The organism is Agromyces terreus (genome assembly GCF_009749465.1).
GTDB classification, from domain to species: domain Bacteria; phylum Actinomycetota; class Actinomycetes; order Actinomycetales; family Microbacteriaceae; genus Agromyces; species Agromyces terreus.
Map to the genome: position 1 here is coordinate 957,790 of NZ_WBIS01000001.1, position 12,819 is coordinate 970,608.

10 protein-coding genes are annotated in these 12,819 nt (G+C 70.7%); 5 read left to right on the plus strand and 5 right to left on the minus strand.

All coding sequences use genetic code 11. From position 1 onward, the window contains the following. Window positions 1-49: 49 nt before the first annotated feature. The 4 genes from GQQ92_RS04315 to GQQ92_RS04330 all read right to left on the minus strand — a co-directional run bounded on the left by GQQ92_RS04315 (window position 50) and on the right by GQQ92_RS04330 (window position 4,595). Entirely contained in the window at window positions 50-793 is a 744-nt protein-coding gene (locus tag GQQ92_RS04315) for a type 1 glutamine amidotransferase (RefSeq protein ID WP_156997949.1), read from the minus strand. Beyond that, window positions 790-2,046 carry a Mur ligase family protein gene (locus GQQ92_RS04320; protein ID WP_156997950.1) on the minus strand — a complete coding sequence of 419 codons (1,257 nt, stop codon included), beginning with the start codon at window positions 2,044-2,046 and terminating at the stop codon, window positions 790-792. Before GQQ92_RS04320 ends, GQQ92_RS04315 begins: the two co-directional genes overlap by 4 nt. 7 nt (window positions 2,047-2,053) lie before the next feature. Continuing rightward, window positions 2,054-3,328: an RNA polymerase sigma factor gene (locus GQQ92_RS04325; RefSeq protein WP_156997951.1), complete on the minus strand. Its 1,275-nt coding sequence runs from the start codon at window positions 3,326-3,328 to the stop codon at window positions 2,054-2,056. A gap of 340 nt (window positions 3,329-3,668) precedes the next feature. Then, window positions 3,669-4,595 carry a proteasome assembly chaperone family protein gene (locus GQQ92_RS04330; RefSeq protein WP_156997952.1) on the minus strand — a complete coding sequence of 309 codons (927 nt, stop codon included), beginning with the start codon at window positions 4,593-4,595 and terminating at the stop codon, window positions 3,669-3,671. A gap of 87 nt (window positions 4,596-4,682) precedes the next feature. Between GQQ92_RS04330 and GQQ92_RS04335 the strand changes: the two genes are divergently transcribed. From GQQ92_RS04335 to sucB, 3 genes are all read left to right on the plus strand, one after another. Next, window positions 4,683-6,161, plus strand: coding sequence for a leucyl aminopeptidase (locus tag GQQ92_RS04335; protein WP_156997953.1), 1,479 nt, complete (start codon window positions 4,683-4,685; stop codon window positions 6,159-6,161). Window positions 6,162-6,259: 98 nt separating this feature from the next. Beyond that, window positions 6,260-7,633, plus strand: a complete 1,374-nt coding sequence (gene lpdA / locus GQQ92_RS04340; RefSeq protein ID WP_156997954.1) for a dihydrolipoyl dehydrogenase — start codon at window positions 6,260-6,262, stop codon at window positions 7,631-7,633. Window positions 7,634-7,698: 65 nt separating this feature from the next. Next, a complete protein-coding gene (gene sucB, locus GQQ92_RS04345; protein WP_156997955.1) occupies window positions 7,699-9,258 on the plus strand; it encodes a 2-oxoglutarate dehydrogenase, E2 component, dihydrolipoamide succinyltransferase in 1,560 nt (519 codons plus the stop codon). Between the two features lie 101 nt (window positions 9,259-9,359). Here the strand turns inward: sucB and GQQ92_RS04350 are convergent, their stop codons facing one another. Continuing rightward, a complete protein-coding gene (locus GQQ92_RS04350; RefSeq protein WP_156997956.1) occupies window positions 9,360-10,976 on the minus strand; it encodes a serine/threonine-protein kinase in 1,617 nt (538 codons plus the stop codon). A 153-nt stretch (window positions 10,977-11,129) separates the two neighbouring features. Here GQQ92_RS04350 and lipB point away from each other — a divergent pair, with 153 nt between their 5' ends. After that, window positions 11,130-11,771, plus strand: a complete 642-nt coding sequence (gene lipB, locus GQQ92_RS04355; protein ID WP_156997957.1) for a lipoyl(octanoyl) transferase LipB — start codon at window positions 11,130-11,132, stop codon at window positions 11,769-11,771. Next, the gene (gene lipA, locus GQQ92_RS04360; RefSeq protein ID WP_197738059.1) at window positions 11,768-12,757 is read left to right on the plus strand and encodes a lipoyl synthase; all 990 of its coding nucleotides are present in this window, start codon (window positions 11,768-11,770) and stop codon (window positions 12,755-12,757) included. Before lipB ends, lipA begins: the two co-directional genes overlap by 4 nt. The last annotated feature ends 62 nt before the right edge of the window (window positions 12,758-12,819 follow it).

The window sequence follows — 12,819 nt, forward strand, 5'->3', positions numbered from 1 at the left end:
CTGTCGTTCAGGTCGGGCCGGATGCCGCGACGGCGCGGCACTGCCCGGATCAGCCGGGAGCGTCGGCGACGCCGGCGGCGGCGATCTGGGCTCGGCAGGCGGACTCGGCGTACGCGTCGACCGCGCGGGCCTGGTCTCCCGCCTCGTAGGTCAGGCCCGCACGATCGGCCATCGCGGAGAGCATGCGATCGGCGAGGAAGGGGTTCTTCGCGAGGACCGGACCGTGCAGGTGCGTGCCGATGACCTCGCCCATGACGACGCCCTCCTGCCCTGATCCGCGCCCATTGCCCTGTCCTGCCCGCACTCGGCCGAGCGGCGAGCCTTCGGCGCCGACGTAGTCGCGGGCATGGTTCTCGAAGCCGACGAGCACACGACCGCTGCCCCGCTCGGCCACGACGAGGTCTTCGGTGACGCGGGCACCGGCACGAGGCACCGCTCGCCCGGGCAGGATGCCGAGTCCCTCGACCGTGGTTCCGTCGGGGCGCTCGATGCCCCAGGAGAGCAGCTCCCACCCGGTGCCGACGGCGAGGATCGGAACGCCCTCGGTGCCCCAGCGCCGAAGCTCGTCGTGGAGCTCCAGCAGTCGTCCGCGACTGCGTTCGAGGGAGGCGTCGCTGCCGGAGCCGAGCACGACGGCGTCGACCTGCTCGGGAAGATCGGCGCGAGACTCGACCGCGACGACGCGCGCATCGAGACCGGCCCACGCGGCCCGACGGGCGAGCACGGCGGCGTTCTCGGCATCGCCGTTCGTGTTCTGCAGCGACGGCACGAGCGTCACGATGGTGAGGGTCATTCCGCTCCCGTGAGTCCGAGGTGAGCGCGCGTGCGCCGCATCGAATCGGCCGAGAAGACGATCGTCTTCGTGCCCGACGCGGGCGGAGGCGCCGCGAGGAAGTCATCGAGGGCGCGGGCGAGATCGGGCTCGACGCGGTCGATCTCGACGCCGTCGTAGGCCAGCATGAGCGCCGCCTCGGCGGCTTTGGAGCCGGACACGATCGAGACGCGACCGAGCGAGGAGGCGTCGGTGGGCCAGAAGTACGACGGATCGCGCACGTCGGAGCCGATGGCGAACAGGATGTCGCTGGTGCCCGGCTCGATGCTGTCGACGTTCAGCTGATAGCTGGCGGGGTTCTGCACGAGCACGAAATCGACGTCCTGATCGCGGACGCGCACTCGCTCGCCGCGGCCGAACACGGCCGGGATCGCGCTCAGTGCGTCGGCCGCGGTCTTCGCATCGAACCGCTCGCCGAGCAATGCCTTCGCGGTCGCATACGCCGCCGTGGCATCGACGCCGTAGTGGATGCCGCGCGCGGGCAGTTCGACGGTCACGTGCGTGCCGTGATCGTCGATCGTGCCGGATCGCCCGTCGACGGCGACGAGGCGCACGCCGCCCGCCTCCGGCACCCGTGCGACCGTGGTCGCGGCGTAGCCGAGGCCGCGAGGCGCCGACGCGAGCACGGCGTCGGACACGCCGAAGCGGTGCACCGAGACATCCGCTCGGACCTTGTCTGCGAGACGATCCAGGTAGGCGTCGTCGGCGTTGATCACGACGGCCTCGTTCGCACGTGCCGCGATGCGTGCCAGCATGCCGGCCACCATCTCGGAGTCGTGGAAGCGGTCGATCTGGTCGACCATCACGTTCATCAGGGTGACGACCCGGGCATCGACGCCCTGCATGACGAGTGCGCCGTGTCCCTCGTCCATCTCGAGGACGGCCATCTCGCCCGGGACGCGGCCCCGCCAGTCGGCGCGCTCGAGCAGCGCCGACGTGAGGCCCTGGCTGATGTTCGCGGTCGACGGATTCGTGAACACGTCGACGTGATGCGCGCGCAGCACGGCCACCAGCATCTTCGTCGTCGTCGACTTGCCGCTCGAGCCCGACACCACCACGAGGCCCTGCGGGAAGCCCGAGAGCGTGCGCTTCAGGTAGTTCGGGGCGATGCGATTGACCACGAGGCCGGGAACCGCCGATCCGCCGCCCGCCTTGCGCAGCCGGGCGGCGAATCGGGTGAGCCTGCCGACGAGGATCGCCGGCGCATAGCGCACCGCCGGCCTACTCGAGGTAGTCGCGCAGCGACTGCGACCGCGACGGGTGGCGCAGCTTCGCCATCGTCTTCGACTCGATCTGACGGATGCGCTCGCGCGTGACGCCGAACGTGTCGCCGATCTGGTCGAGCGTCTTCGGCATGCCGTCGCCGAGGCCGAAGCGCATGCGGATCACGCCCGCCTCGCGCTCGCTCAACGAGTCGAGCAGCGACTCGAGCTGCTTCTGCAGCATCGTGAAGCCGACCGCGTCGGCCGGGACGACCGCCTCGGTGTCCTCGATGAGGTCGCCGAACTCGCTGTCGCCGTCTTCGCCGAGGGGGGTGTGCAACGAGATCGGCTCGCGCCCGTACTTCTGCACCTCGATGACCTTCTCGGGGGTCATGTCGAGCTCGCGGCTGAGCTCTTCGGGCGTGGGCTCGCGACCGAGGTCCTGCAGCATCTGGCGCTGTACGCGGGCGAGCTTGTTGATGACCTCGACCATGTGCACGGGGATGCGGATGGTGCGCGCCTGGTCGGCCATGGCGCGGGTGATCGCCTGGCGGATCCACCAGGTGGCGTAGGTCGAGAACTTGAAGCCCTTGGTGTAGTCGAACTTCTCGACCGCACGGATGAGGCCCAGGTTTCCCTCCTGGATCAGGTCGAGGAACTGCATGCCGCGACCGGTGTAGCGCTTGGCGAGCGAGACGACCAGGCGGAGGTTCGCGCCGAGCAGGTGGCTCTTCGCACGCTGGCCGTCCTTCGCGACCCACTGCAGCTCTCGGCCGAGCTGCGAACGCCGCTCCGCGTCGGTCATGTGCGACAGCTTCTCTTCGGCGAACAGGCCGGCCTCGATGCGCATCGCCAGCTCGACCTCTTCGGCCGCGTTCAGCAGCGCGACCTTTCCGATCTGCTTCAGGTAGTCCTTGACGGGGTCGGCCGTCGCGCCGGTGATGGCGCTCGAGTAGACGGGGACGTCGTCTTCATCGTCGACCGCGCGCAGCACGAGGGCGCCGGTGGGGTGCGGTTCGACCGCGACGGCCTTCTCGTCGTCGTCGCCCTCGGATGCCGCGGCGTCGGACTCCTCGACGACCGCGTCGACGTCGACCTCGGCCTCCTCGGCGTCGTCATCGGCCTTCGCCGATCCGCGCGGCTTCGTCGTGGCCTTCGCGGTCGTCTTGCGCGGCGTCTTGCTCGCCGTGGCGGTCTTCGCGGCCGCCTTCGTGGTCGACTTCGCAGCCGTCGCGCGAGCGGCGGGCGTCTCCGCCTCGGCCTTCGCGGACGTCGCAGCCTTCGTCGTTGCCATTGGTGAACCTCTCCTACATCGCACGGCGCAGCCCCCGGAGGGGTACGGGTCGTGGTGGCCCGAACGTTTTCGGACACTATGAGGACCCATGTCAAGTCCGCGATGTGCTCGCACGAAACCGTGCACGCGGACCAGAACGGGTCCTTCCCCCATTATACAGGCGCGGCGCACCGTTCCCGTACACGTCCGGCAGCGCGTCGCCCGTGCCCGACCCGCACGCGCCCGCCGACCTGCATGGTGCAACGACGGCAGCGTCGCAGACATTCCCCTCGGAGCGTCCGGCGCGCACGCGGCATCCGCGCTCCACCGCCAGACACCGTGCCCGGCCGAGCGCCCTCGCTCAGCTGCCGAGGGGCGACTCGTCGTCGTGCCGACGACGAACGGCGAGGAACTTCTCGAGCTCGGCGGCGATCTCGTCGGCCGACGGAACGTCGCCGTCGTCGTCGGTGAGCGGCGAGCGGAGCGTCGTCTCCTCCATGTAGGTGTCGTGCCGCTGCTCGAGCGTGCCGACGAGCTTGGCGAGCTCGGCGTTGTCGGCGACCTGCTCGTCGATGCGCGCCACGAAGTCGCGGTTCTGATCGCGGAGGCTGTCGGTCGGGAAGATGCGACCCGTCGCCTTGCTGACCGCTTCGAGCGCGGCCACCGCCGCTGCGGGATACTCGGTGTCGCTCAGGTAATGCGGGACGAGGAGGACGAACCCCGCGACCGGCCGGTCGGACTCGTGCAGGCGCACCTCGACCAGGTGCAGCGCGTTCGCGGGCGCCTCGGTGGTCGGCCGCCAGACAGACATGGCCTCGACGAGCTCGCCGCGGTTGCCGCTCACGGTCATGCTCACCGGCCGCGTGTGCGGCACCGGCATCGGAATCGCGTTGATCCAGGTCGTCGACGAGACGCCGAGCCGGTCGATCAACTGCAGCACCGCCGCGCCGAACCGCTCCCACTGGAAATCGGGCTCGTACCCGGTGAGGAGCAGGAACTGCTGCCCGATCTCGTCGCGGGCGAGCGAGAGCATGAGCCGCGGCGGCCGGTACTCGGCGATGTGGTCCTCGTCGAAGAGGATCACGGGACGTCGTGCGCGATAGTCGAGCAGTTCGTCGGCGTCGAAGGTCGCGACCACCACGTTCTCGAGCGTCGCGAGGAGGTAGTCGGTCGTCTGCGCGACCGCGGCGCCCGCATCGGCGAACCCGGTGAGCCCGGCGACGAGCGGCAGCCCGCGAGGCACCTCGACCTCGGAGCTCAACTCGTACAGGGAACGTGGATCGCGCATGACTCAAGCCTACTGAGCCTCTGCGCGCACCTCGCCGGATCGCGCCCGCGCACGAGATGCTCAGAGCGAACACGTAGCATTCGCTGCATGAGCACCCCCGAACTGCACCTCAGCGATCACGCGCCCACGGCGTCCGATGCCGACGTCCTCGTCCTCACCGCGACGACGGGCGAAGACGGCCCGGTGCTGCTCGACGTCGACGGCTACGAGTGGGTCTCGCCGCTGCTCGGCCCGCTCGGGGCCACCGGAGGTCTTGACGACCTGGTCAGGATCCCCTCGCAGGCCGAGGGACCCGCGGTCATCGCGGTCGCGGGCCTCGGCGCCCGAGCGGATGCCGCGTCGATGCGCCTCGCACTCGGCAGCGCCCTGCGCAGGCTCGCCGGACAGGACCACGTGGCGATCGCGGTTCCCGCAGGCCACGCGGACGCCGCCGAGGCCATGCTCGAGGGCGCCGCGCTCGGCGCGTACGCGTTCACCGGGTACCGTTCCGAGACCCGACGCGCCGTCGCGCGCATCTCGATCCACCCGCCGACCGCCGGCTCGATGCCCGAGGTCCGCCTCGAGCGCGTCCGCGCGGTGGCGGATGCCGCGCGACGCACGAAGGATCTCGTCAACACGCCGCCCTCCGACCTCTCCCCCGCCCGCTTCGCCGAGATCGCGGTGGACGCGGCCGACGCGGTCGGCGTGACGTCCACCGTCTGGGACGAGGACGCGCTCGAGTCCGACGGGTTCGGCGGCATCCTCGGCGTCGGCCAGGGTTCGGCGCGCGGACCCCGCCTCGTGCGCCTCGAGTACGCGCCCGAGACGGCGAGCACCCACCTCGCGCTCGTCGGCAAGGGCATCACCTTCGACACCGGCGGGCTCTCGCTGAAGCCGGCCGGCTCGATGGTCGGCATGAAGTCCGACATGGCCGGCGCCGCGACCGTGCTCTCCACGATGCTCGCGCTCGCCGCGCTCGAGGTGCCCGTCCGCGTCACCGGTTGGCTCTGCCTCGCCGAGAACATGCCCTCCGGCACGGCGATCCGTCCGAACGACGTGCTGCGCATGCGCGGCGGCAAGACCGTCGAGGTCATCAACACCGACGCGGAGGGCCGGCTCGTCCTCGCCGACGCGCTCGTGGCCGCCAGCGAGGAGCAGCCCGACGCGATCGTCGACGTCGCGACGCTCACGGGCGCGCAGGTGGTCGCGCTCGGCCACCGCATCGGCGGCCTCATGGGCCAGGACGCGCTCGTCGATCGCGTGCGCAGGGCGGCGGATGCCGCGGACGAGGCGTTCTGGCCCATGCCGCTGCCCGACGACCTCAAGTCGTATCTGAAGTCCGACATCGCCGATCTCACGAACGCGAAGCTCGGCACCACCATCCCGGGCATGCTCGTGGCGGGCGTGTTCCTCCGCGAGTTCGTCGGCTCGCGTCCCGATTCCGAGGAGCGCATCGCATGGGCCCACCTGGACATCGCAGGTCCCGGATTCAACAGCGGCGCTCCATGGGGATTCACCGGCCCGGGCGGCACCGCGATGGCCGTGCGGACGCTCATCTCGCTGGGCGAGGACCTCGCGACGGAGTAGTAGGGTCTTAGGGGCGAGATCCTCGCCCATCACTCCGCTCACGGTGACCCACCCGAGGCGGTTCGTGCTGCAGAACAGTTGCGCAAGGGAGATTCCGGTTGTCCGAGCAGAACTTCGACATTGTCATCCTCGGCGGCGGCAGCGGGGGCTATGCAGCGGCGCTGCGGGCCGTCCAGCTCGGCTTCACCGTCGGCCTCATCGAGAAGGACAAGCTCGGCGGCACCTGCCTGCACCGAGGATGCATCCCGACGAAGGCGCTGCTCCACGCGGCCGAGATCGCCGAGAACGCCCGCGACTCCGCGAAGTTCGGCGTTCGCGCGACGTTCGAGGGCATCGACGTCCCCGCGGTCACCGCCTACCGCGAGGGCATCATCTCGAGCAAGTACAAGGGCCTGCAGGGACTCATCAAGGCCCGAGGCATCACCGTCATCGAGGGTGAGGGCCGTCTCGTCGCCCCGAACGCCGTCCAGGTCGGCGACCAGCGCATCGTCGGCAAGAACGTGATCCTCGCGACGGGTTCGTACTCGCGCTCGCTTCCCGGCCTCGAGATCGGCGGCCGGGTCATCACCAGCGAGCAGGCGCTCGAACTCGACTTCGTGCCCGGCAAGGTCGCCATCCTCGGCGGCGGCGTGATCGGCGTCGAGTTCGCGAGCGTCTGGAAGTCGTTCGGCGCCGAGGTCACCGTCATCGAGGCGCTCCCCCACCTCGTGCCCAACGAGGAGGAGTCGATCTCGAAGCAGCTCGAACGAGCCTTCCGCAAGCGCGGCATCGACTACAAGATCGGCGTGCGCTTCCAGTCGGTCGCCCAGCACGACGACGGCGTGGTCGTCACGCTCGAGAACGGCGAGACCATCGAGGCCGAGCTCCTGCTCGTCGCCGTCGGTCGCGGACCCGTCACACAGGGCCTCGGCTACGAGGAGGCGGGCGTCACCGTCGACCGCGGCTTCGTCATCACCGATGAGCGGCTCGCGACCGGCGTTCCCGGCCTCTACGCCGTCGGCGACATCGTTCCCGGCCTGCAGCTCGCGCACCGCGGCTTCCAGCAGGGCATCTTCGTGGCCGAGGAGATCGCCGGCCTCAACCCGATCGTCGTCGAAGACGTGAACATCCCGAAGATCACGTACTGCGAGCCCGAGATCGCCTCGATCGGCTACACCGAGGCGAAGGCCGCGGAGAAGTTCGGGGCCGATCAGGTCTCCTCCTACGAGTACAACCTCGCCGGCAACGGCAAGAGCCACATCCTCGAGACGAGCGGTTCGATCAAGGTCGTCCGCGTCAACGACGGCCCGGTCATCGGCGTCCACATGATCGGCGGTCGCGTCGGGGAGCTCATCGGCGAAGCGCAGCTCGCGGTGAACTGGGAGGCATACCCCGAAGACATCGCACCGTTCCTCCACGCGCACCCGACGCAGAACGAGGCGCTCGGCGAGGCCTTCCTCAAGCTCGCGGGCAAGCCCCTGCACGCGCTCTGATCCACTCATCCCATACGACTGCAATAAGCTAGATAGCGTCCCAACGCTGTGAAGGAGACAAGCGCATGAGCGAATCCGTCAGCCTCCCGGCACTCGGTGAGAGTGTCACAGAGGGCACGGTCACCCGCTGGCTGAAGAACGTCGGCGACCGTGTCGAGGTCGACGAGCCTCTGCTCGAGGTCTCGACCGACAAGGTCGACACCGAGATCCCGTCGCCGGTGGCGGGTGTCATCGAGACGATCCTCGTCCAAGAGGACGAGACCGTCGAGGTCGGCACCGCCCTCGTGACGATCGGCGACGGCTCGGCCGCACCCGCCGAAGACGCTCCCGCGGCTGAAGCGGCGCCCGCAGCCGAGGCCGCGCCGGCGCCCGAAGCACCAGCCGAGGCCGCTCCGGCGCCCGAGTCGGCACCGGCCGCGCCCGCTCAGCCCGAACCCGCAGCACCGGCCGCCGAGGCGCCCGCGGCTCCCGCACAGGAAGCTCCTGCCGCTGCGCCGGCCGCCCCCGCACAGGAAGCTCCTGCCGCTCCCGCACAGGAAGCCCCCGCCGCGCCTGCCGCTCCCGCACAGGAAGCTCCCGCCGCAGCGCCTGCCGCTCCCGCACAGGAAGCCCCCGCCGCGCCTGCCGCTCCCGCACAGGAAGCTCCCGCCGCAGCGCCTGCCGCTCCCGCTCCGGCAGCGCCGGCCGCTGAAGCACCCTCCGCACCCGCTCCGAGCGGCGGCTCGCACGCCGGCGCACCGGGCTACGTGACGCCGATCGTCCGCAAGCTCGCCAACGACCAGGGCGTCGATCTCGCGAGCATCACCGGCACCGGCGTCGGCGGCCGCATCCGCAAGCAGGATGTCATCTCCGCGCAGTCCGCTCCGGCTGCTGAGGCCGCGCCCGCGCGTACACAGCTCGAGACCTCGCCCCTGCGAGGCACCACCGTGCCGATGACCCGGCTCCGCAAGGTCGTCGCCGAGCGCGCCGTCGTCTCGATGCAGTCGACCGCCCAGCTCACCTCCGTGGTCGAGGTCGACGTCACCAAGGTCGCTCGTCTCCGCGACAAGGTGAAGGGCGCGTTCCTCGAGAAGACCGGCAACAAGCTGAGCTTCCTCCCGTTCTTCGCGCTGGCGACCGCAGAGGCGCTCCGCGCCTACCCGATCATCAACTCCACCGTCGACGGCGACTCGATCGTCTACCCGGCTCAAGAGAACGTGAGCATCGCGGTCGACACCGAGCGCGGCCTGCTCACGCCCGTCATCCGCAACGCCGGCGAGCTCGACATCGCGGGCCTCGCGGCGCAGATCGCCGATCTCGCGGACCGCACCCGCAACAACCAGTTGAAGCCCGACGAGCTCTCCGGCGGAACCTTCACGTTGACCAACACGGGTTCGCGCGGCGCGCTCTTCGACACGCCGGTCGTCTTCCTCCCGCAGTCGGCCATCCTCGGCACCGGAATCGTCGTGAAGCGCCCGGTGGTCGTGAACGTCGACGGCACCGAGGCGATCGCGGTTCGCTCGATGGTCTACCTCGCCCTGTCGTACGACCACCGCATCATCGACGGTGCAGATGCCGCCCGCTTCCTCACCGCGGTCAAGGACCGTCTCGAGTCCGGCGACTTCGAGGCAGACCTCGGCATCTGAGCCGAGACCGCGCCTGAACGCCGAACCGGCCCCGCTCCTCACTCGAGGGGCGGGGCCGGTTCCGTTCCGCGTGCGGCCACCGCGTCGTCGCGTCACCCGGTCTAGGGCAGCTCCGTCTTTTCCGTGAAGATCTCGCGCAGGCGCCACCCGGCATCGCTCTGGACGATGAGCAGCGAGACCCCTGCGCCCGAACCCTCGGCCTCCACGTCGACGAGCACCGCCGCGCCCATCTCGGCGACGACCGCCGCAGAATCGGCATCGAGGTCGGCGATGCCCGGTGCGCCGTCTCTGGCCGCGAGCAGCAACCGCCAATCGGACTCCTCGATCGGTGAGCCGGCCTGGACGTAGGTGGCGAGGCACTCCGGATCGAGCACGGCGAAGCAGGCGGCTCTGCGCATGAGGAGCTCGGATGCCGCGGCCTCGGGATCGTCTCCCACCACGGCCACACCCGGGTCGACCGGCTCCGGCGCGCTCGCGTCGGGCGAAGCCTTCGCGCCGCCCTCGTCGAACGCCTCCTGCCGGGCACCGGCGTCCTCGGTCGCCGATTGCGCCGCATCGACGTCGCCGCCCGATCGCGCATCCGCCGGCGGCACCATCGTGAGCAGCATCACGAGCGCGGCCGCGCCGACGAGCGCCGCGACGACGATCTGCCGCCGCCTCCTCAGCGCCCAGCTGCGAAGGCGAACGCGGATTCCCGCGAGCCGATCACCCTCGACCGAGTCCATCACCCGCTCGATCAAGGGCGGCGGGACTTCCGCGACGTCGAGGAGACCGACGGCGACGGACGGAAGGCGGGTGCCGCGAACGTTCGGGGCACGGTCGACGGACCCCTCGGGGAGACCGGTCGGTTCGACGGTCGCCTGCGGCGGAAGCACACGCGCCGGCGTGCGCTGGACGCGCGCGGGCGCGACGCCGCCGACGGCGGCCGGCGTCGCCGACGCGAACACGACGCGCTCGAGTTCCTGCTCGAAGGCGACGAACGGGCGCCGAGCGAGCGCTGCCGCCATCAACGCCCGCGCGTCGTCGAAGACACCTCCCGGTCGCACCGCCGTGATCACCGCCTCGGCGTAGCCGGCGAGTGCGGCCAGGCCCTCCCGACGCATCGCGGTGCGATCCGCCCCGCCGGCCGGGAGCCGCTCGACCGCGCCGAGTCCGAGCAGGCGCGGGCGACCGCTCTCATCGAGGCGGACGTCGGACGGGGCGAGCCGCGTGTGCACGAAGCCTCGGTCGGCGAGCCGTGCGACCGCTGCGGCGATCGGCGCGATGAGCGTGACGGCCTCCCCCGGCTCGAGCGTGCGCTCGGTGAGCAACTGGGCCACGCTCGCTCCCGCGATGCGCTCGACGACGAGGATCCTGCTCCCGTCGTCGGCCGTCGCCACGTCGATCAGCGCCGGCGGCGAGGCGCCGGGCACGTCGTCCATCACCTCGGACTCGATGCCGATCGCCACGTCGGCGGCGTCGTCACGGTAGACGCGCAGCACGACCAGCGTCGTCCCGTCCACCGCGATGCCGTCGGCTGCGCCCTGCCCACCTCGCACGCGTCCTTCGCGGGTCGCGGCCGCGAGATAGAGGTCGGCGCGCCGCCCGGACGCGATGCGTCGCACCACGCGATACCCGGCGATGCCCGTGCCGGGCTCGGGGCTCGCGGGGCTCGCCGAGGGCTCTTGGATCGGGCGACCGGGCACGGGATCGGTCGATCGTCGCTGGCGTCGTCTCATGCCGCCATGTTCCCGCAGCGTCGCCCGTCGCCCCCGCGCTCCGAGCTCGATGGGATCGATCGGGCCGCGGGCGCCCCTGTCGAGGACGAGTCGATCGACGCGATGCCGGACCATCGCGGCGACCCGCGGCATCCACTGCCTAGACTGGGCAGCATGCTCGACTTCGTCGTCGCGGGGCTAAGCGCCAACTCCGTGCCGTATCTCGAGGGTCTCGACCTTCAGCGCGCCGTCCATCGCGCGGTCGTCGGGGGCCAACGCCCCGACACCGTCCTCCTTCTGGAGCACACCTCCGTCTACACCGCCGGCAAGCGCACAGCGCCCGATGAGCGGCCGACCGACGGAACCCCGGTCATCGACGTCGATCGCGGCGGCAAGATCACCTGGCACGGTCCGGGGCAGCTCATCGGGTACCCGATCATCCGTCTCGCCGAGCCGGTCGACGTCGTCGCCTACGTGCGTCGCATCGAGGCCGTGCTCATCGACGTCCTCGCCGGACTCGGTATCGCAGGAGTCCGGGTCGACGGACGATCGGGCGTCTGGGTCGGCCCGCCCGGGCTCGAGGAGAAGATCGCCGCGATCGGCATCCGGGTCGCCGACGGCGTCACGATGCACGGATTCGCGCTCAATTGCTCGAACCCGCTCGACCCCTACGACAAGATCGTCGCCTGCGGCATCCGCGACGCCGGCGTCACCACCGTCTCACGGGTGACGGGTGTCGAGACGACACCCGCCGACGTGATCGAGGCCGTCACCTCGGGGTTGCGTGCCGAGTTCGAGGGCGTGGTCGTCGCGTGAGCGCCGCCGCAGAGGGGCGCCGGATGCTGCGCCTCGAAGTCCGCAATGCCCAGACGCCGATCGAACGCAAGCCCGAGTGGATCAAGACCCGGGCCAAGATGGGGCCGGAGTACCGCCAGTTGCAGCACCTCGTGAAGAGCGAGGACCTGCACACGGTCTGCCAGGAGGCGGGCTGCCCGAACATCTACGAATGCTGGGAGGACCGCGAGGCGACCTTCCTCATCGGAGGGTCGCAGTGCACCAGGCGCTGCGACTTCTGCCAGATCGACACGGGCAAGCCGGCCGACTACGACGTCGACGAGCCCCGTCGCGTCGCAGAGTCGGTCGTGCGCATGCAACTGCGCTACTCCACCGTCACGGGCGTCGCCCGCGACGACCTGCCCGACGGCGGAGCATGGCTCTACGCCGAGACGATCCGGCAGATCCACGAGCAGTCCCCCGGCACCGGCGTCGAGATCCTCGTACCCGATTTCAACGGCGAGCCCGAATTGCTCGGCGAGGTCTTCTCGGCACGCCCCGAGGTGTTCGCCCACAACGTCGAGACCGTGCCGCGCATCTTCAAGCGCATCAGGCCCGCGTTCCGATACGAGCGTTCGCTCGACGTGATCACGCAGGCCCGGGCTGCGGGGCTCATCACCAAGTCGAACCTCATCCTCGGCATGGGCGAGGAGCCCGCCGAGGTCTCGCAGGCCCTGCACGACCTGCACGATGCGGGAACCGACATCATCACCGTGACGCAGTACCTGCGCCCGAGCCCCCGCCACCTGCCGGTGGACCGCTGGGTCAGGCCCGAGGAGTTCGTCGCCTTCAAAGAGGAGGCCGAGTCGATCGGATTCCTCGGCGTGCTCGCCGGCCCGCTCGTGCGCTCGTCGTACCGGGCAGGTCGGCTCTGGGCGCGGTCGATGCACGCGAAGGGGCGTGAACTGCCGCCGCAGCTCGCCCATCTCGCCGACGAGACCACGGGCTTCGCGCAGGCGGTCGGCTGAGGCATCCGCTCGCCGCCTTCGCCCAACGAGAACACGGTCGGAGGCGGCTCCGCGCGCCGGTA

Bases quoted from the DNA above. Each gene is read 5' to 3' on its own strand.
- GQQ92_RS04315 (WP_156997949.1), bottom strand. From the start codon at position 793: ATGACCCTCACCATCGTGACGCTCGTGCCGTCGCTGCAGAACACGAAC.
- GQQ92_RS04325 (WP_156997951.1), bottom strand. From the start codon at position 3,328: ATGGCAACGACGAAGGCTGCGACGTCCGCGAAGGCCGAGGCGGAGACG.
- GQQ92_RS04330 (WP_156997952.1), bottom strand. From the start codon at position 4,595: ATGCGCGATCCACGTTCCCTGTACGAGTTGAGCTCCGAGGTCGAGGTG.
- GQQ92_RS04335 (WP_156997953.1), top strand. From the start codon at position 4,683: ATGAGCACCCCCGAACTGCACCTCAGCGATCACGCGCCCACGGCGTCC.
- sucB (WP_156997955.1), top strand. From the start codon at position 7,699: ATGAGCGAATCCGTCAGCCTCCCGGCACTCGGTGAGAGTGTCACAGAG.
- GQQ92_RS04350 (WP_156997956.1), bottom strand. From the start codon at position 10,976: ATGAGACGACGCCAGCGACGATCGACCGATCCCGTGCCCGGTCGCCCG.
- lipB (WP_156997957.1), top strand. From the start codon at position 11,130: ATGCTCGACTTCGTCGTCGCGGGGCTAAGCGCCAACTCCGTGCCGTAT.